Raw genomic sequence first — 19,356 nt, 5'->3', positions numbered from 1 at the left:
TGTCAGGAGGCTATCGCTTCGAGGGCGGAGGGGAGGCGGCCGCGCGTAGGGGTATCGAGAAGCCGAAACGCGCCCATTTTCCGGGCTCCGATTCCGCCCAAACATCGCCCTCGTGCAAGGATAGGATTTGACGGGTCAGGAAAAGGCCGAGGCCGCTGCCGCGTTTACCGCGCGTGTTGGCGTTTCGAAGCCGGTTGAATTTTCCGAACAGTTCGGAGTGCTGCTCCTGCGTGAAGCCCTCGCCTTCATTCCATACCGACACACTCAGCTTTTCCTCGTCGGCGTCGACATTAAGGTGGGCCGTGGCGCCCTCACGACCGTATTTCGCGGCGTTGGTGAGGTAGTTGGTCAAGGCGATGCGCAACAATTCGGCGTCGGCGTAGGCCGTTTGTTTTTCCGGGCACGACGTCGTCAGTGTGATGTTGCGCGAGGCGAATAACGGCCCGGCCATGTCCACCGCCGGCTGTACGACTTCGGCGCACACATCGATATTTTCGCGCTTCGCCTCGAATTCGCCGCGCTCGACCCGCGACAGGTCGAGGTAGTTTTTGACCATGTCGAGCAACTCTTCGGAATTGCGTTTGATGCGCACCAAGAGTTCGCGAACCTTGTCGGGCACTTCACCAGTCAGGCCCTGCATCATCACGTCGATCAACCCTTGGTTTGCCGTCAGGGGCGAGCGCAACTCGTGGGTGACGAAACCGAGCATCTGCATATAGTTGTGGTTGGTGCGCGTCAGTTTCTCGTTCGCTTCGGCAAACTGCCGGTTCCGCTCTTTCAGTCGGTGGTCATGTTCGGCCAAGGCCGACTTCATGGCGCGAATGCTGTCGGCCAGTTGCGACAGTTCGGTAAAGCCGGGCCGAACGTCAATGTTTTCGTCCCAGCGGCCGGCGGCAATGGATGCTGTTTCGTCGCCGAGTTCGCGCAACGGGCGGGTGATGCGCCGCACGAACACAAGACTCAGTGCCGTAGCGAGCCCGAACAACAGGGCGAGCGGACCTAAGAAGCGCCACAGCAGCTTGTTGCGAAGCGCGGTGTATTGGGCTTCGAGCAAGCCCACGTAGGTCATCCCGATGATGCGACCGTCGGGATCTTCGAGCGGGCGGTATCCGCTGAGGTACCAAGCATCGACGACCCAGGCGCGGTCGTACCAGGGTTCACCGCCTTCGAGGACGTGTTGCCGGACTTCGCCGGACACGTAGGTACCCACGGCGCGACGACGGTTTTCGCGGATCACGTTGGTGGCGACCCGGCGGTCTCGCAGAAAGAATGTGACGGTTCCCAGGGGCTTACCGTCGAATTGGCCTTTTCCGAACAGCACGTCGCGCAGGTCGTCGACCAAATCGAAATCAAGGTTCGTGGCGCGTCCGCCGTAAACGATGGCCGACAAGTGCCCGGCGTCATCAAACAAAGGCACCGCGACCCAGCGAAATAGGGCATCGGTGAGGGGGGCGTCATCGCCGTTGGACACGACCATCGCGTTCTGCAACGCGGCGCCGCCTTCCAGGAAGAGGCGTGTAGGATCCAGTAGGACGGTACCGAAAGCGAGGCGGCCGGTCAGTGCGCGGCGGATTACCGGATCGTTTGCGATGGGCACCAGGGCGTCGCTTTGGGGATAGGCGCCCAGAAGGGGGCGGCCGTCGGTGCTGCAGACATTGAGCACCGTCAGATTCATTTCGCGTTTTAGCGCGAATAGGAAATCCTGACGGTCTTTCTCGGCGCGATAGAGATCTTTGGCGTGATTTTGCACCTGTTCGGCCAGGAGCCGCAGCCGTTGGTTGTATTGTGATTCCAACAGGAAGAGGTTGTGGTTTGTGCGTATCTGCGCCTCACGAAGGACACTCTGATTAATGCCGCTGATACCGAGTAACGCGACGACAAGCAGAACGACAGCGGCGATCGTAGCAAAAGCGGAAACGAGGGCCGTGCGAATAGACATGGCTACAGATTTTTCCTTTGGTTGTTCGGTCAAAGAAAAAATAAGCACGCCAACCCGGATTATCAGTTCGCGGACTAAAATTCAGACGGGCGCGCGAAGGACCGCCGATTCAGTTACCGCGGGCGGCCAGTATTTCCTCCAGGGCGTCCATGTAGCGATTGGCCCGCTCCATGAGGGCGTCGTACGCGGCCGGCTTGGTCATATCGGCGCCGGCGCGTTGGAGCAGGTTGACCGGGTGATCCGAGCCGCCGGCTTTCAGCAGGTTGTCATAATACGCTTCGAGCGCGCCCGGTTCTTTGGCGATCACCTTTTGCGACAACACGCTGGCCGCAGCGACGCTCGTGGCGTACTGGTAGACGTAGAAGTTGTAGTAGAAGTGCGGCACGACGGACCATTCGGCGCCCACGATCTCGGGCACTTCCACGATACCCTCGTCGTGACCGTAGTACTTGCGCGCTAGGTCGAGGAACATCTTGTTCAGCTTTTCGCCGGTCAGCGCCTCTCCTTTGGCGATTGCTTCGTGCATCATCAACTCGAATTCCGCGAATTGAATTTGCCGGAAGAAGGTGCCCTTGATCGTGCCGTCGAGGAAGTTGCCGAGCAGGTAGAGGCGTTCATCCTCGTTCTTCACGCGGGTGAGCATCAGGTCGTTGAGCAGATTCTCGTTGAAGGTCGAAGCCACTTCGGCGGTAAAGGTCGAGTAGTACGAAGTCGGGAAGGGCTGCGCGGCATTGGAATAATTGGAATGCATCGCGTGGCCCATTTCGTGCGCCAGGGTGAGGGCTTCTTGATACGAGCCGGTATAGTTCATCAGGATGTAGGGGTGGGTGCCGTACGCCCAACCGCTGGCGTAGGCGCCGGAGTCTTTGCCGTCGTTGGGGTAGACGTCGATCCAGCCGTTGCGGAAGGCGGAGCGCACGGTGTTGATATACTCGTCGCCCAAGGGTTGCAGGGCTTCGAGCAGCAGCGATTCGGCGCGCTCCCAGGTGACGTCGATGGTGACGTCCTCGGTGAAGGGTAAGTACATGTCGTAGTAGTGCAGCTTTTCCTTGCCGAGGGCCTTGGCTTTGAGTTTCAGGTAACGATGGAAGGTCGGCAGATTGCGGTGCGCGGCCTCGATCAGGCTGTGGTAGATCGCCGTCGGGATGTGGTCGTCGTCCATCGACATTTCGAGGCTGGAATCGTAGCCGCGCATCTTGGCGAAAAAGCGGTAGGATTTTAGTTGCGATTGGAGCATTTCGGCGATGGTGCGCTTGAATTGGCCATAGAGGCCGAAAATGGTTTCGAAGGCCATTTTGCGATCGCCGGGATCCAGGCCGCGGCGCACTTTGTTGAAGTTGGAGTACGTCAGCTTGATCTGCGAACCGTCGGCCAGGGTGACGGTCGGGAAGGGCAAATCGGCGTTGGCGAATATGTTGTACGTGTAGTAACCGGCGTCGGCGACGTCGCCCGCGGCGGCCAGGATGCGTTCTTCTTCGGGCGAGAGAATGTGCTTTTGCTTGCGGAGTTTTTCACGCAAGGGAAACGCGTAGTTTTCGAGTTCCGGCCGCCGGCGAATGAGGCGTTCGATTTTCCGCTCGCCCATCGCGACGATTTCAGGATCGATGAAGGACGCGGCTTCCTCGAACCGGGCGCGCAGCGAGCTGATCTGCGATTGCAGAGCCTTGTTTTGGGCGACCTGCGCGTCTTGGTCGGCCAGACGCGAGGTGTAAGATTCCATGTGGCGCATGCGCAGTTCGAGGCTGTAGTAAAGGTCGAGCGCTTCGCCCAGGCGTTTGGCCGGACGGTGCAGTTTGCCTTGGTAGGCGCCAAGGGACTTAATATCCTGCGCAAACGCGTCTTTTTCCTGTTGGAAAGCGTCTAATGAAGGGAAAAGCGCGGTGACGTCCCACTTGAATTCGTCGGGGATTCCCGTGCGCTCTTTGGCGACGGAAACCGCCGCGAAAACCAACAGAACAACGAGCACAAACGCCGTGAAGCGTACCTTGTATAGACGAGTCATCGTCGCGTTCCCTTTCCTCATGTTGTTCAAAAAACAATCAAGCGCCGCAGATTATCAGCCCACGCTCGGCAAGACAAGCCAAACGAGCGTCGCCGAAATTAACATGGTGCGCGGGGTCGTTTATTGATATATTTGTATTTCAAATAACTTCATTGGGGACGTCATATTGGGCCACTTCCGACTTTGGGCGACGGCGTGCGGCGTGTGCTTGTTGCTGTTGCTGCTAACCGTCGGCGCACCACAGGCGGGTCACGAGCATCTGGCACTCATGTACGGAGTTGTGCCGGCGGATATTGCCTTGGCCGGGGCGCGGGCGGAGGGTGTGGCCGGGCCGGGCGCGGCGTTTCATAATCCGGCGGCGCTAGCCGATCTGGCGCACAATTCCTTGACCCCTTGTTACATTTACGCTCAGCCTTTCTTACGTGGCGGCCCGGCGGGGAAGGAGTACGACTTCACCGAGGCGAACAAGGTGTTTTCGATGTCGCTGGGTTGGCCGCTGGGGCGGATGTTTGAGCCGGATGTTCCCGTCGGCATGGGCATGAACATGCTGGTCGACGACAATTTCTCGCGCATTGTCGCCTTCGACGAAGTGAACGAGCCGCGGGGCCAATTCAAGCGTTATGGAATTCGTTCGTTCGCGCTGGCGCACAGTTTGGGCGGGCGCGTGTTCGAGTGGTTGAATGTGGGTGTCGGGTATTTGATGTCGTATAGCGCGGAGGTGAACCTGATTCAGGACGTACAGATTACCTCGTCGACGGAAAACGAGCAGATTCGCTTGACCGGTGCGCCGACCTTTTCGCCGCTCGTGAGTCTTCAATTCAAAACGCGACCGGTGGTCGTCGGTCTGGTGTGGCGCGGCAAGGTGCAGGCGGTCGTTAACCCCGTCACTGGTTTCACGACGCCGAAAGCCGGGGACACCGTGATCGATGAGTTCCCGACGATCATGCAGTTCAAAGACTCGTTTACGCCGAATCAATGGGTTGCCGCCGTGGGTATCGCGCCCGGCGCGATCGTGAGCGCGACGTTACAGGCCGAGGCGCAATTGTGGGCGGAATTCGACGACGAGGTGAGGCGCGGTAACAACTCGCACCGGGAGGCGGACCTGTCCGGGCGGGATATCTTCGTGCCGCGAGTCGGGGTGCGTTATCGGCCGGGAGGTGAATGGGAGGTGCGCGCCGGCTATGCCTACGAGCCATCGCCTTTCGACCGGGTGGGTAGCGAGGATTACGCGATTCTGGACAGCCCGCGTCACCGAGTGGCGGCGGGGGCCGGTTTTAGCGTGGAGCCGAAGTGGCTCGACGCGCCGCTGTCGTTTGATGCAGCCGTGCCGGCGTTGTTGCTATGGCCGCGGGAGAAAAGAACGAAAGACGGCCAAATGCTACGCAGCAGTGGCTACGTTTTGGGAGGCGCGCTTTCCATGACGTGGCGTTACTGAATCGGTGATATAGAAAAGCGGCGATGAGATTAGGAGAGCGGCGTTTTTTGCGGGGTGGCTTGTATGCTTTTCGGCGCTGGGAATTCGAGGAAGTGGATCGCTTTACTTGTGCTGACGACGTTGGCATGGGTGACGACCGCGACGGCGCGGCAGCCGTCATCCCGCGATGTGAAGACGCATAAAGACCACGGCGTGTACCAGCTGGAGATCGACATCGAGGTCCCGCCGGACTTTTTGTATCCGTATCTGATTTATGAAGATCGAATTGCTCGTTGGCAGAAGGACGACACCGTTTCGGTGACATTCCCCGATGGTTTGGAACCGCGGATCGGCAAGCACATCCGGGTGGCGATCGAGGCGCCGACGGACCCCTGGTTCATGATGGAGATCATCAAGCTCGACCGGCCGCATGAAGTGCGCACGGAGTTTGTCGACGGGGTTTTGCGCGGCGACTTCGCCTACTTGTTGGAACCGACCGAGGCGGGGACGCGCTTCGTGCACGAGATGCGCATCAAAGCGGTGGGAACACTCACGACGATCGTGTGGGAGATGTTCGGCAAGCACATGCATCGCCAGAAAATGAAGTCATTCATGGCGAAGATCAAGGAAATCGTCGAGGCCGATTACAGCGCTCGAGTGACGGACGATGTGGCGGACGAGATCGAGTGAGGGCAGCGTGACAAGCCGTTCGTTCATGGTGACCCTTATCTTGTTCATCTGCGCGACGAATGTTTCGGCTTGGTCGGATAAGACGAGCAAAAGAGCGACCAAGGAGGTTCGAACCTTGACGCGAAACGAGATCAAAATCGCTGCACCTCCGGAATTCGTGTTTCCGTACCTGACCGAGGGCGACAAGATCGCTCAGTGGAGTCGTGACGACCGGCTGAAGATCCGTTTCCCACGGGGCAAGGAAGCGCGGGTCGGCATGCAGGTTCACTTTACGATTAAGCTGCCGACCGATCCGTCGTGGCTGGTGGAGATCAGGGCGCTGGACGCGCCGCACGAGATGCGCACCGATATTACCGAGGGGATTTTTCGCGGCACCATTTCTTTTTTACTTGCCGAAACGAAGGCGTCGGGAACCCGGCTCGTGCATGAGGCCGTGATCGAGCCGCAAGGCGCGTTCATGCGATACGCCTGGAAGAAGATCGGACACCAGATTCATCGGAACAAAATGGAAGAGGTCATGGGGCGTATCAAGAACTTGGTGGAAGAAGAATGGCGGCGATCCGGTCAAGCCGCGCCCTCGGGATAAAAAAAGGAGCGAGACGATGGCGAAAAATCGCGCGCAACGCTTTCCCCAACCCAGTGGATCGCAGGAACGGCTTGAACCACGCAAACATGCGGCCGTGGTAGGCGGCGGCTTGGCGGGCGTGGCGGCGGCCGTCGTGCTGGCCGAGCGCGGCGCGTCGGTCACGTTGATCGAGCGGGAAGGCTACCTCGGTGGGCGGGTAGGGGGTTGGACCGACCGCTTGGCGAGCGGCGAAGCCTTCGAGATGGAGCGGGGTTTTCACGCCTTTTTTCGCCAGTATTACAACTTACGCGAACTGCTCAAACGCATTGATCCGGATGGGCGCAGCCTCACGCCGCTGGCGGATTATCCAATTTTCGGGCCGGACGGCTCGGTGGAGAGCTTTGAGAAATTGCCGCGCAAGGCACCATGGAATGTGATGCGTCTGGTGATGCGCACGCCGCACATGACTTTCGGCGACGTGATGCGTTCCAACAGAACGGCCGCGTTGGAGATGCTGAAATACGATCCGGTTGCGACTTATCGCAAGTTCGACGCGGGCACGGCGCGGGAGTACCTCGACTCCCTGAATTTCCCGCTGCAGGCGCGACGCATGTTGTTTGATGTGTTCTCGCACTCGTTTTTCAATCCGGAAGAACGCATGTCGGCGGGCGAACTGCTGATGATGTTCCACTTCTACTTTCTCGGCAACGAAGAAGGCTTGATTTTCGACGTGCTCAACGAGGCGTTCTCCGATTCGTTGTGGCGGCCGTTCGCGCGTTATTTGCAGTCGCTGGGCGTGCAGATTCGTCTCGAAACGACGGCAACGGAGGTCACACGGCGGGAAGACGGTGGGTGGCGCGTCGGGACCGGAAACGACACGGCCATCGACGCCGACGCCGTCGTACTAGCCGTGACAGCGTCGGCGCTGCAGGAAATTGTCACCGCGTCGCCGACGCTGGATGACGGGGAGTGGCGCGCGCGGGTGGACGGCCTTGCACTCACGCTGCCCTTTGCGGTGTGGCGTGTGTGGCTGGACAAGCCCGCGATTTCGGGTCGTCATCCTTTTGTGGGTACAGCCGGACTTGGCTTGCTCGACAACATCTCGCTTTTCGAGTTGTTCGAGGGTGAAAGTCGCCGGTGGGCTTTGCGTGCGGGCGGTTCCGTGGTGGAACTGCATGCTTATGCGGTTCCCGATGAGCGCGACGAGGCGTCGATCAAAGCGGAGTTTTTGGAATACCTGCACGAACTGTATCCGGAGACCCAGAAGGTCGCGATTCTGGAAGAACGATTTCTGCTGCGACAGGATTGCCCGGCCTTCGCCCCCGGCAGTCACGCGACCCGGCCGACCGTGGAAACACCCTTCGACGGGCTGGCGCTGGCGGGCGATTTCGTGCGCCTGCCGATCCCGAGCGCGCTGATGGAGCGGGCGACGGCGTCGGGCTTTATGGCGGCTAACCGGTTACTCGCAAGCTGGGACGTGCGAGGTGAGGCGGTGTGGTCGATTTCTAGGCGCGGTCTTTTCGCGAACGCCGACTCTTAGTGCGCAGCGCGTAAGCGCGTTCGGTATACGCCGCGTCCTCCAACCACAAGCGATGGGCGGCTTTTTTCATTAGCGGTCGGATCAACGAACCCATTTTGAGGGCAAAGCGGAATTCCGGTCTTTCGGATGTGGCGATTGTGGCTTCGGTCACGACGCTGCGGCCGGGGGCGATGGGGGTGGCGTGTGTTTCGACGAGCGAGCCGAGGCCTTCGCCGGCGACGATGGTCATCACGATGGTGCGGGGTTCGGGTGAATGGAAGGTAGCGTCGACCTCTACACAGAAGGGGCCAAGGACGCGATACGCCACTCGCAGCGTGAGCCTTTCAATCGAGACATCGGTGACAACCAGCGACGCGAAGGTGTGCGGATGGTAGTGGTGACCGTGCCAGGGGTCGAGGCGGTTGGCGATAACGTCGTCCGGCTCGCAGGCCGCTTCACGGCGAATGATGGCGGCGATGGAGCGGTTGGGGTCGGGCCGCGGCGCCAGGATGGGTTTGGGCGTGGCCTCGTCTTTCGACCCCATCTGCACCCACACGAGCAGGCCGTCGTCGTACACGGGAAACGCCTGCCAGTGGTCATGGCCGGTTTCGGGGTCGATTTCCAGGCCGTGCCACGGGCAGACGAGCTTGCCGTCGCGGATTCGTCCGCCGGCCAGCGGCCCGCCGAGGTGGGGGCAGGAGTTTTGGCCGATGACGATGCGACCGTTACAGCGGAAGGCGACGAGTTCGCGCCCGTCGATTTCGTACGACTTGGGTTGCGTGCCGATCGCGACGGCGTCATCGACTACGTACCACCCGCCGCTGGGGCGTTGGAGCGCGTGCCGCAGCGCTTTGCGGATGAAGGCGGGGTCGCATTGTTTCCAGTCTGGTTCCGGCGAGATTTTTTGGGCATCGATTGACGGAAGTCGTTTGCCGAACAGAATAATTTTTCCCATGGCTATCCCTTTCGGCGGGTCGACAGCGTTTGGTGCCGAGCCAACCCGTACGAATAAGATAACCGTACCGGAAAACAAAAGCCGCCGCCACAAGGGCGACGGCCGTTGGTCACTCGCGGAGGCTTACCAGAATTTGAGCAGGACGCGCGTGCCCATGCCGTACACGTTCGGCGCGCGGGCACATTTGCTTGGCAGCCAGGTCAGGTTGCGATAATTCACGTAAGGCATGAGCGGCACGCCGAGACGCAAAAGGCTGAGCGTCGCTTGGCCCCACAACATGTTCTTGTAGCCGGGCTTCCACTCCTCTTCGCGTTCGTAATCCCAGACGTCGGATTCGGAATCCCAGTCGGATTGCTGCAACTGGATGAAGGTGTAACGAAAGCTGAGGGTGACCAGCGGCGGCAGCGCCTCGGCCTTGGTCGCGTCGCCCTTAACCAACCACGTGCCCAGCGCGGGCCCCCTGATGGGCACAACATCCACTTGGAACGACGCACCGGTCCAGTCGCCGCCGTCGATCGTGTAGTGCTTGCCGGTGTAGGGCGCGTACGTGAGCATCAGCGGGTTCTTTTCGCCGGTGGGCGATTCGTAGGTTTTGGGTAGAAAGACCTCGTGGAAAAGGTCGACGCCCAACACGAGGCGGCTGTCGAGCTTGTCCGGGAAGAACTTATCGACGCCGAAGTGCAGGCCGAGATCGCCGTTGGAATGCAGATCCCAGGACGTGGTGCCGGAGGTGACAACATCTTCCGGCTCGGGTTGTGTGCCGGTGGGGATGACCACGAGGCCGGTCAGCGCCATGGCCCAACCGGCGCGGCGGAAACTCGTGAAGCCGTCGGTGAAGCGCCAGCGCGTACCGACCTGGATATCGCCGGGCGTCCATTCGTTACCGCGCCATGCCCCCGGCTTGGGCTGGCCCATGGAACCGGCCCACTCCCAGAAATCGCTTTCGGTATAGGAGCGGCCGAGGTTCCACTGATAGTCACCTTCCTCCCATCCGAAACGGGGGTCAACTTCGGCGACCACCATGATCGGGAGGCCGAAGCCCAGCGACCATGTGTCGGTGATGCCGTATTGAACGAGGAAGCCGAGGATTTGCAGTTCGGCGTGCGCGGCGGGTTTCAGGATACCTTGTTTGCCGGCGCCCGGTTCGTGTCGCACCATTTCCTCGATCAGCGGGACCAATTCGCCATCCTTATTCCATTTGTCCTCGACCACGGAGATGAAATAGAAGACGTCAAGCATCCACGTGCTTTTCGGCAAGGTTTCGGTAAACCCGGCGGCCGCATTCAGCGGCAGGCAAAGGAGCAACAAGACCGCGACAAATCCCGCGGCCCTCATGGTTTGGTTCCTTTCCGTATTTCGGCTAGTTCCTCGCCGAAATTGAACTCCTTGAACCCGGCGGTGGTGCAGGGGACACGGCCGGCGGCGACGTGCACGCGCAGGCTATCGGGTTCCATGACGACCGAGAACATGCCGTCGCGTTGATCTTCGAGAAAACGGAGGGCGAGAAGCTGCTTGGCGCGCTCTGCGTCGATATCGCCGTAATTTTCATCGAGAGCGTCGGCGAGATTCCAGAACGCGCGCACCGAGCGCAGGTAGAAGCTGCTCCAATAGCGCTGGGACTGGATCGTGAAATTGATCACCGAGTAGCCGATCTCGTCGAGGTTTTTCTGGAAGTGCGAGGTGGTGAACAAGTCGTCGGGGCCGACGCTGGCCAGCATTTGTCCGTACTGGTCGAGGTTGGCGGGATCGTTCGGGTCCGCTCCGTAGGCGAAAACGCCGCCCTCGGGTTTATCGGTGATATTGCCCTCCGTTTCCACCACGGAGAACTGGCCCTGCGCATCGGCGAGCAAGAAGTTCCAGCCGAAGGTCGGCATTTTGTCCGACAAGTAATCCACGGCGTCCTCGACGTTCTCGGAGGTGCGCAGCATTTCGCGGCCCATGATGCCAATGGGTACGCCGGCCGGTTTCAAGCGACCGAAAATCAAGCCTTCATTGAAGGAGGCGGTGAACGAGTTGCTGAGCGTATCGGAGGAGTTGTAGAGGTAGGAGAGGCCGTCTTCGTTCATGCCGGAGAAGCCCCACACGATGCCCGGATAGCCCGCGGCCACGAAAGCGCGGCCGTTGTCGGGCACGTGCATGATGAGCACCGGGTGCTTGTGGGCGATGTCGCTATCGAGCATCGCGAAGTTGTGGGCGAGAATCATTTCATCGTTTTTCGTGGCAGAGCCACGCACCGCAAAGCCCAAGGCGGGCGGTTGCGAACGGCCGTCGTCCACACCTTGGTTGGGCACCTGCCAAGGCATTTTGCCGTAGCCGGCAGTAGTGAAGGTGAGGCGCTCGTCGCGCATCGACCGCGGATGGTGCGGCGGCGTGCGGACGAACTTTTGCAGGTCGGTCGCTTGCAGCATCAGCGAGATGGCAGTTCCGGGCTCCATGTCACCGGGCGGCGTGAAAGTCGCCATGACGGTTTTGCCGTCGCGCGCGTAGGGCACGACTTCGATGTTGGAGTCGTCGGTGGTATAGACGGTTTCGCCGTATTGAACGCGAACGGATTCCGCGTCGACGCCGGGTCGGTCGTCGTCGATGACGAAGCGGAAAACGGCATCGGTGGGGATTTCGACCATGGCGGCGAATGAGTGTGGTTCGTAGGGATCCATCAAGCCTTCATGCGTTTCGTCGATCTCGCCGTCGCCATCATTATCGCAGCCGTCACTGTCGGTGCCGACAACTTCCACACTGAGTAGTGAGGGGGACTGCTGCAGCTTGATGAAGAAGGTGATCGAACGGAACCCCATCAACGTGTCGAAGAAGGTATTCATGACGAGTATCTGTTCGAAGGGCAGGTTGGCGCCGTCGGCGATGCCCTGCATTTCTTCGATGTATTCGTCGGGGATGTACTCCAACAGGTCCCATCCGGATTCGAGCATCATCTGATAGGAGAACTTGCCGTCGCCGTAAATTTCCTCGTCCTGATACCGAAGCATCACGCTGGCCACGTCGGCCCGCTCGCGGTTCAGGTAGGGAAATATCGATGTTGACAGCAAGCGCGTGTACATCGAACGGATTTTGCTTGCGAAATGTTCACCGTGCTGAAATCCGCGTTCGTAGGACGTGCCGGTCACGGTGTAGGTTTCGTAATAGGGCGGCTGGGAGGATTCGTACAAGAAGTAATCGCACGAGATCAACCAGAACGAAGAAGCAACCATGAGCGCCACGGCGACGAATCCCCACAGAAGCCATCTCCGACGATGGTGGAAGGGCGTTGCAGTCTTCAGGGCTCGCTCCTCTCTTTACGAAAGCAGGCAAATAGTCCGCTGCGTTGATGTTTCACCGACGGCTTGCAAATTCAGCGGTCGAGGCGGATTCGTCCATCGCGCTGTGATCGTTCGGTATCGCGGCCCGGCCCGTCGGTGTTTTTCCGGGCTTTGAAACGTTTGTCTATCCTTCGCTTGGCCACTGTTGTCGTCATCAACACGCTTGATCAGAAGTGGCCGTGTTAATCGAACAAGGAACCTGGATCGGTCCATAGGGTTACCAGGAACTGCAACGCGCCGCGGACGGCATCCGGCGCCGGGTCGGCAAAGAAGGGGCCGACCGGCAATCCGCCCAAGTCGGGCAGGCCGTTGAGGGTGAGCGGGCCGAGTTCCAGCGGGAAGAGGCCCAGAGCCGTGAGCAGGCCGTTGAGGTCGGCCAGGTGCAACGTTTCGATAGTCTGCGAATTGACGTCGTGCGGTGTGCCCTCGTAAAAAGCCGCGCTGTAATTCACGGCGAGGGTTTCGAGTTCCACGGCGAGTTCCGCATCCAGCACGACGTCGCCAAGCAACAGATCGTCAACACCGAGATCGAAGTGACCGTTCCCGTTTAGATCGTCGAAGCGGATCTGGTCGTCACTTTGGTCGTCGGTTTCCGCAGCGAGGGCCGCGAGCATTTCATCTAAGCGGGTAAACGTGTGCCCGAGCGCGCAGCCTGCCTCCTGCATATTTTCGACGCCGCCTTCCTCCAGCAGATACATGAAATCGGGGAATGTCTCGCTGGCGAGCAAGCCGTCGAGCAGGCCGATGATCATATCGATCGTTTCGATGATGTGCATTTCTTCATCGCTGAGCGGGACGCCGATGGCCGTGTAGTCGAAGGAAAGGTTGTGGGCCAATAGGATGTGGATCACGCCGTTGAGCGCCGAATTGAGCGCGGCGAAAAAGTGCAGGTCGGCTTCGTCGAACTCGCCGCCGAAGCTCAACAGCGGCGCTTCATCGATGGAGAGGGTCAACTCGTCGAGTTGGAATTGCAGGTTCGTCTCGGTCAAGAGATCGGCGTATGCCGCCTCGCCGTCCCAGACGACGTAACCGAGTTTCTCGACGAGATAAAGATGAATGGGGTGCGTGTTTTCTTCGTTGTAGTCGCGTTCGGTTTGTTGTTTCTGCCAATCGTTGTCGAAGGTGATGTTGGTGATCGTGCTGAGGATCTGATCGACAAAATTAAGCAGGCGCATGGGCCCGGCGAGCACCAAACCGAATTTGGCGTCGACGGAGTCGGGCTGCAACTCCAAGGCTTCGTTGAAAGCGCGGGCCGCGTGTTCCGCGTCATTGTCGATGAGATAATGTTTGCCCTGCGCGATCCACTCGTCGTAATCGGGCGGCTCGGCATCGTCCGCATCGTCATCGGCGCACGCAGGCACGATACATAAAAGGAATAAAAGGCACAAAAACGACAAGGGGAGAGATAGACTTTTCAACGTGACACCTTTGCCATGCAATCCGCAGAAGCCGCGGAATTCAGAATTGAAGGCCAATTCATTCTCATTCAACGCAGGAAAACTTAACATAAAATGTTGAAACCGCAAACCGGGGGTGAAGCGTTGACAGTGGGCCGAAGCGCCCGGTACGTTTTGCACCACGGCTGACACGGTGGGGTTTGTATGATGTTTGTACGTTCGTCTGTTTCTTGGCATGCCATTGCGGGGCTGATCGCGTTCGTCGCGTTTCTCGGTTTCGCCTGCGCCGCGGACGATGATGACATCGACGACAACTCTCCGAATGGCGACGATGACGACAACAACGACGCGTCCGACATGCCGGATGTCGATCGCCGACATGCGGCGCTACCCGAAGGAGACGTGCCCTACGTGCAAGTCGGGGGATTGCCGGTGCCGACCCATCGCACCGCCGACGATACGGACGTGATGTCGTTGGATGGGACGTGGCTTTTCGCGACGGACCCGGACGACGTGGGTCAAAACGCGCAGTGGTTCGACGAAAGCTACGACCGTGGCGCGTGGGTCGAGATCGCGGTGCCGGGTAGTTTCTCCACCGAGATCCCGGAACTGCTCGATTACAAGGGCGTGGGATGGTACGCGCGTTCCTTCGACGTGCCCGCCGGAGTTTCCGACGCCGAGATGGAAAGCATGTTCCTGCGCTTCGGGGCGATCTTCTTGCGCTCGCAGGTCTATGTGAACGGAACGGAAGTCGTCTTCCATCACGGCGGGTACACGCCCGTATTCGCGCCGGCGATCGGCCTGCTGCAGCGAACCGGCAACGTCGTCGTCGTGCGCGCCGACAACCGCATCACGTGGGGCTCCATACCGGTCGACACGTATTTCCACCCCGGCTCGCACGGCTGGTGGCCCTTCGGCGGCATAACGCGGCCGGTATCGTTACACACGCTGCCCGTGAACTGGCTGTTCAAAATCGAACCGCGCTTCGTGTCGGCGGCGGGCGGCGTGGAACTGACTTTGGGCGTGCGCCACGGCGGCTTCGGCGGCGGCACGGTCGTCGAATTCGAACTCGCCGGGCCGGACGGTGTGACGACCTCCGGTACGCGACGCCTCACCTTGCCCTACGCGGGCGTGCACATGTTTCGCTTTAAGTTGGCGACCGACGCGCCGCGAGTTTGGTCGCGCGAAGCGCCGGACAACCTGTATGTGCTCACGGTGCGCGACGCGGGCGGTGACGAGGCAAGCGTGCGCTTCGGGTATCGCGACCTGCGCGTGGACGGCAACCGCATCATGCTCAACGGCCGGCGCGATTTCTGGCGCGGCATCAATCGTCATTCAGACCACGCGGCTTCCGGGCCGGTGGAGAGCGCACAAACCGTGGCGCGCGACGTGGAGCGCATGCGGCAACTGCACGTGAACCACACGCGGCCGGGCCACTACCCGGTGGACGAGCGTTTGCTCGACGCGCTGCTCGAGGCGGGTATTACGATCATCGAGGAAACGCCGGTCTACCAATTGCAGTTCGGGCAGATGCAGGACGAGCACTTGTTGGCTGTCGCCGCGCAGCAGATGGCGGAGGTCATCGAGCGCGACAAAAACAACCCGGCGATTCTCGCGTGGTCGCTGGGCAACGAGAACGGTAGCTACTGGCCGACTTCCGGCGTGCTGACCAGCCACATGAACGCGCAGGCCAAGCGTTTCGATCCGTGGCGTCCGACGATCGTCGTGGTCGCCAACGAGACGTGCGAGGTGCCGATCAATTTCACGCTGGAGCACGTCGACATCATGGGCGTCAACCAGTACTACGGCTGGTACATGGGTAAGGTCAGCCCGGGGGCGGGGCAGTGCATGGACACCATACATCGCCTCTTTCCCGACAAGCCGATCGTCGCCACCGAGTTCGGCGCCGGGGCTTTGGCGGGCCGTCATTTGCCGGAGGGGCAGGAGCCGGGTCGCGAATCGCTGACCGACCACAGTTACAGCGAGGAGTTTCAGGCTTGGTTCCTTGAACAACAGATGAACCAATTGCTGGCCCGCGATTACCTTTCGGGGACGATGCCGTGGGTGCTGGCGGATTTCCGCATGGAGTGGAACCCGACGACGGGCAATCCGCACCCGGTCGTGGGCATGAACCTCAAAGGGCTGCTGACACACGACCGCGAGACCGAAAAGCTATCGTTCGGGTTGATCTCGGACATCTACGGCGAGTTGGCGGAGGACGGCCGATGAATTCGATACCGCAACGGCTGCGTGTGGAAGGTCCGGACGCGTGGAATTACAGCATGGACGGAATTTTCGTCGCGCAGATTCACTTGCTGGTGGAATTTGCCGGGGCGCTGGATCACGACCGCTTGCGACGCGCCGCGCGCCTGGCGATGGACGCCGAGCCGGTGTTGGGTTGCCGCTTCGTACGGCGCTGGGCGTTCCCCTATTGGGGGCGGCTGCCCGACGCCGTGCTCGACCGGGGCGACTGGCTGCGGGAGAGCCGCGACGAAACGGATATCGACTCGTTCCTGGCCGAACCCTTGGTGGCCGAAACCGGGCCGCAGATTCGCGTGCTGCACGTGGCGCTGCCGGCGGGTGACCGGCTGGCGATCAAGGTGAACCACGCGATGGCCGATGCGGGCGGCACGAAGGAAGTCGGGTACCGAATCGCCGACATCTACCGCCGCTTGGGCGACGAGCCCGACTATCGGCCGCCGATCAATCGCGGTTCGCGCGGCCTCTGGCAAGTGGTCAAACTTTTTGCGCCGTGGCGGCTGCCGGGTATCTTCGCCCAATTCGTGCGGGACGTCAGGCGCAGCAACAAGCCTTTTGCCACCGTGCAATTCCCGGCGGGAACCGAATCGGGAGAACATTACCGCTTCGTCTTTCACCGTTTCGGGCCGGAGCGGCTGCGGGCGCTGCGCACGTACGCAAAGCAAGTCGACGCCACGCTCAACGACATGGTCGTCGCGGCGATGTTTCGCGCGCTGGTTCGGGAAGCCGGGAACCCCAACGGCGCGATGCTGCGCCTGGCCTGCACCGCCGACCTGCGCCGCTACATGCCCGGCGGGCGGGGCGAAGGCATCTGCAACATCAGCGGTTTTTTCTGGCCGCAACTTCCCACCGGCGTCGGCGCCGATTTCGCCGAGACCCTGCGCCGCGTCAAAGCGGATGTCGACGAGGTCAAGAAACACTATCTCGGGCTTAGTTTCGTGGCGATCGGCACCGCGCTGGCCGCGCCGTATCCGTTCGGTATTAAGTTTTGGATGAATCGCAAAATCTTTTCGCACCTCGTTCGCTCCGAAAACATGTGTCCCGTGTTGACGAACCTGGGGCCCATCGAAGAAGCGGCGTTGGAGTTTGGAAGCCCCAAGGTGCGCGGCGCCGAACTGGTCGTGCCGGCGGCGCGGCCGCCCGGCCTGGCGGTGGGGCTGTCGGGGTACGGCGATTCCATGACGCTGACGGTCGGGTGCTTTGCGCCGGGCTTTCCGCCCGAACGCGCCGTCGCCATCTTCGCCGCCGTCGACGAGGAATTGCCGACGTAGGATAAAATTATCCGTTCAATCAAGTATCCCACGCGGTTTCGTTTTCTTCCAAACGTGATACCCTGCCGGCAACTTCCTTCAACCCAGGAATGATTGATGACGGATCCAAGACTGCTCGACGTGGACAGGCTATACGAAATGGTCGCGGAGGCCATCGACGCGGTTTTGCACGGCGCGGATGAGACCATCCGTCGCACACTCGTCGAGTCACTCAGCGCGCAAATCGACGTGGTCGCGGCGGCGGCGGATTTGGCGACTTTCGGGCTGGCGGGAAGGGCCCTCGACGCAGCGCGCAAGCTCGTCGATCTCCTACCCCGAAACCGCGTAGCTACAGAGCAGGACCTGATCAACATCGGTTTGTATGACCTCTCGCGGATTTTGCGGCATAGCCTGGCCGAACTGAGAAAAGACGGCGAGAAAAACCAGAGCCGAATCGAAAAGTTGGAGAAGGCCCTCAAGCGTGTCGACAATTTGATCTGGCAGAACGTCGCCGACGTTCCCGAGCCGGAAGGGTACATCGAGCGCGACGGCAAGCTTGAAGAAATCGCATCGGTTTTGGAGAACGGCGCCGCCGTGGGGATCACCGGCGTCAGCCTGGAAGGCATGGGCGGCGTGGGGAAATCGTACCTCGCCCAGGAATTCGCGCTGTCGTGCGAAGACAAATACGAGAACGTCGTCTTCCTGCGACTCGACGAACTTTTCAAACCGGCGGCGGCGTTGACGGCGTTGATTATCGCCCTGGACGGCAAGCCGCCCGAGGTCGAAGCCAAAGCCGGCAGGCAGGTGTGGGAGTTGGCGCTGCGAAATCACGCCCAAGCGCTACTGGCCGCCTCGTCGGGCCTCTTGGTGTTGGACAACGTCGACAAGTACGCGCAAATCGAAGCGCTGCTGCCGCAAAAGGGTTCCGGTTGGCAAACCATTATCACCACTCGCGACCGGGCGCTGTTCGCGGGAGCCGTTCATCCGCCGGAAATGGTCGAAGTCGCGGCCTTCACGGTGGCTGAAACGGAACGCTTTTTCGCCGATCGACTCGGCAAACTGTTCGAAGCGCACCGCGACAAACTTCTGGCAATAGCCACCGATAAAGTCGAATGCCTGCCGCTAGCTCTGGAAGTGCTCGTCGGTCACATCAAGGTTCGCGGACCAATCGACGGCTTTGATAACGCGATCGACGATTTGACCTCGCGCTTGGAAGAAAGCCTCAGCGCGGCGTTACGGCCCGCTGGTACGGGCGACACGAGCGGCGTATCGGAACGAGACGCGCGTAACCGGCGGATCGTCGATGCCGTGTTGTACCTCAGCCTTAAAGATTTCGAAAACAATGCCATCGCGCGGAATTTGCTGCGGGCGGTACGGGAGTTTCACCCGCAAAGCGGCGGGCGATGCGACCACGTCATCGCGGTGTCGGGAAACGACGAAAACGAAGCTTGGCCGATGTTGGACCGCCTTATCTTTCAGCGGGTCGTTATCCAGGAGCGGCGGGGCGAATTGCGGCGCGTGCGCCTGCACACCCTTATGCGCGAGGTGATCGGAAAAGCCGATGCCGAGTACGACGAAAAGAAATATGCGCGGCGGTTTTGGTTGACCATGCTCGGTTTGCTTTTCGAAATGGATGAAGACACGGGTCGAAACGCCGATGTGGCGATGAAAAAAGCGCAAATGGAAGCTGAGAACTTGCGGAAAACGGCGCTGCGTATCGAGGCAGGCGGTTGGGTCACCGTGGAACAGGGTGCAACGCAATCGGCGCCCGGGCGGTTCGCGGCGGGATTCTCCCAGTGGGCGAATCTTACGTGGTTGCCTGCCGAGCGCCGCGGGTTTTTGGTTGCCGGAAAGCGGGACGCGGACGCAGTACGTGATGCGCTCGCGCAGGCGAACTGCCTTTGGTCGCTGGGCGATTTGGCGCGGCGTGAGGACGATTTGTCGGGGGCGCGAGCCTCGTATGATTCGGCGCTGCCGCTTTTTCGTGCGATCGGGCATCGTTTGGGGGAGGCGAACTGCCTAAGGTCGCTGGGCGATTTGGGGCTGCGTGAG

The 19,356-nt window shown here is 60.4% G+C and carries 13 protein-coding genes; 7 read left to right on the top strand and 6 right to left on the bottom strand.

Translation table 11 applies throughout. The features are described from left to right. Window positions 1-10: 10 nt before the first annotated feature. Together P9L99_08510 and pepF are read right to left on the bottom strand one after the other, a co-directional pair. Complete coding sequence (locus tag P9L99_08510) at window positions 11-1,939, bottom strand: cache domain-containing protein (protein ID MDP8223386.1); 1,929 nt, start codon at window positions 1,937-1,939, stop codon at window positions 11-13. 109 nt (window positions 1,940-2,048) lie between these two features. Further along, a complete protein-coding gene (pepF, locus tag P9L99_08505; GenBank protein ID MDP8223385.1) occupies window positions 2,049-3,941 on the bottom strand; it encodes an oligoendopeptidase F in 1,893 nt (630 codons plus the stop codon). 166 nt (window positions 3,942-4,107) lie between these two features. Between pepF and P9L99_08500 the strand changes: the two genes are divergently transcribed. The 4 genes from P9L99_08500 (at window position 4,108) to P9L99_08485 (ending at window position 8,150) form a co-directional block, all read left to right on the top strand. Further along, window positions 4,108-5,376 carry a hypothetical protein gene (locus tag P9L99_08500; GenBank protein MDP8223384.1) on the top strand — a complete coding sequence of 423 codons (1,269 nt, stop codon included), beginning with the start codon at window positions 4,108-4,110 and terminating at the stop codon, window positions 5,374-5,376. 63 nt (window positions 5,377-5,439) lie between these two features. Further along, window positions 5,440-6,045 (top strand): SRPBCC family protein, encoded by a 606-nt coding sequence (locus P9L99_08495; GenBank protein ID MDP8223383.1) that lies wholly within the window; start codon window positions 5,440-5,442, stop codon window positions 6,043-6,045. Between the two features lie 115 nt (window positions 6,046-6,160). Further along, window positions 6,161-6,631 (top strand): SRPBCC family protein, encoded by a 471-nt coding sequence (locus tag P9L99_08490; GenBank protein MDP8223382.1) that lies wholly within the window; start codon window positions 6,161-6,163, stop codon window positions 6,629-6,631. A 16-nt stretch (window positions 6,632-6,647) separates the two neighbouring features. Next, window positions 6,648-8,150, top strand: coding sequence for an FAD-dependent oxidoreductase (locus P9L99_08485; GenBank protein MDP8223381.1), 1,503 nt, complete (start codon window positions 6,648-6,650; stop codon window positions 8,148-8,150). Here the strand turns inward: P9L99_08485 and P9L99_08480 are convergent. The 4 genes from P9L99_08480 to P9L99_08465 form a co-directional block, all read right to left on the bottom strand. Further along, the gene (locus tag P9L99_08480; protein ID MDP8223380.1) at window positions 8,116-9,084 is read right to left on the bottom strand and encodes a DUF5914 domain-containing protein; all 969 of its coding nucleotides are present in this window, start codon (window positions 9,082-9,084) and stop codon (window positions 8,116-8,118) included. The two genes, P9L99_08485 and P9L99_08480, sit on opposite strands and share 35 nt — an antisense overlap. 123 nt (window positions 9,085-9,207) lie before the next feature. Beyond that, window positions 9,208-10,419, bottom strand: a complete 1,212-nt coding sequence (locus P9L99_08475) for a hypothetical protein (GenBank protein MDP8223379.1) — start codon at window positions 10,417-10,419, stop codon at window positions 9,208-9,210. Further along, on the bottom strand, window positions 10,416-12,290 hold the full coding sequence (locus tag P9L99_08470) for a carcinine hydrolase/isopenicillin-N N-acyltransferase family protein (GenBank protein MDP8223378.1): 1,875 nt from the start codon (window positions 12,288-12,290) through the stop codon (window positions 10,416-10,418). The genes P9L99_08475 and P9L99_08470 overlap by 4 nt, the downstream gene beginning before the upstream one ends. A 290-nt stretch (window positions 12,291-12,580) precedes the next feature. Continuing rightward, window positions 12,581-13,816, bottom strand: a complete 1,236-nt coding sequence (locus tag P9L99_08465; GenBank protein ID MDP8223377.1) for a hypothetical protein — start codon at window positions 13,814-13,816, stop codon at window positions 12,581-12,583. Window positions 13,817-13,999: 183 nt separating this feature from the next. Between P9L99_08465 and P9L99_08460 the strand changes: the two genes are divergently transcribed. From P9L99_08460 to P9L99_08450, 3 genes are all read left to right on the top strand, one after another. Next, complete coding sequence (locus tag P9L99_08460) at window positions 14,000-16,024, top strand: glycoside hydrolase family 2 TIM barrel-domain containing protein (GenBank protein MDP8223376.1); 2,025 nt, start codon at window positions 14,000-14,002, stop codon at window positions 16,022-16,024. Then, window positions 16,021-17,325, top strand: coding sequence for a hypothetical protein (locus P9L99_08455; protein ID MDP8223375.1), 1,305 nt, complete (start codon window positions 16,021-16,023; stop codon window positions 17,323-17,325). Before P9L99_08460 ends, P9L99_08455 begins: the two co-directional genes overlap by 4 nt. Before the next feature lie 96 nt (window positions 17,326-17,421). Beyond that, a partial coding sequence (locus tag P9L99_08450) for an NB-ARC domain-containing protein (GenBank protein ID MDP8223374.1) occupies window positions 17,422-19,356 on the top strand: 1,935 nt, incomplete at its 3' end.

The organism is Candidatus Lernaella stagnicola (assembly GCA_030765525.1).
Taxonomy (GTDB): Bacteria; Lernaellota; Lernaellaia; order Lernaellales; family Lernaellaceae; genus Lernaella; species Lernaella stagnicola.
The sequence above is the reverse complement of the archived record's forward strand: the minus strand, read 5'-3'. Positions and strand labels throughout refer to the sequence as shown.

Excerpts from the sequence above, each read along its gene's own strand:
- P9L99_08460 (MDP8223376.1), top strand. The coding sequence starts at position 14,000 with ATGATGTTTGTACGTTCGTCTGTTTCTTGGCATGCCATTGCGGGGCTG.
- P9L99_08480 (MDP8223380.1), bottom strand. The coding sequence starts at position 9,084 with ATGGGAAAAATTATTCTGTTCGGCAAACGACTTCCGTCAATCGATGCC.
- P9L99_08510 (MDP8223386.1), bottom strand. The coding sequence starts at position 1,939 with ATGTCTATTCGCACGGCCCTCGTTTCCGCTTTTGCTACGATCGCCGCT.
- pepF (MDP8223385.1), bottom strand. The coding sequence starts at position 3,941 with ATGACTCGTCTATACAAGGTACGCTTCACGGCGTTTGTGCTCGTTGTT.
- P9L99_08495 (MDP8223383.1), top strand. The coding sequence starts at position 5,440 with ATGCTTTTCGGCGCTGGGAATTCGAGGAAGTGGATCGCTTTACTTGTG.
- P9L99_08485 (MDP8223381.1), top strand. The coding sequence starts at position 6,648 with ATGGCGAAAAATCGCGCGCAACGCTTTCCCCAACCCAGTGGATCGCAG.
- P9L99_08475 (MDP8223379.1), bottom strand. The coding sequence starts at position 10,419 with ATGAGGGCCGCGGGATTTGTCGCGGTCTTGTTGCTCCTTTGCCTGCCG.
- P9L99_08455 (MDP8223375.1), top strand. The coding sequence starts at position 16,021 with ATGAATTCGATACCGCAACGGCTGCGTGTGGAAGGTCCGGACGCGTGG.
- P9L99_08470 (MDP8223378.1), bottom strand. The coding sequence starts at position 12,290 with ATGGTTGCTTCTTCGTTCTGGTTGATCTCGTGCGATTACTTCTTGTAC.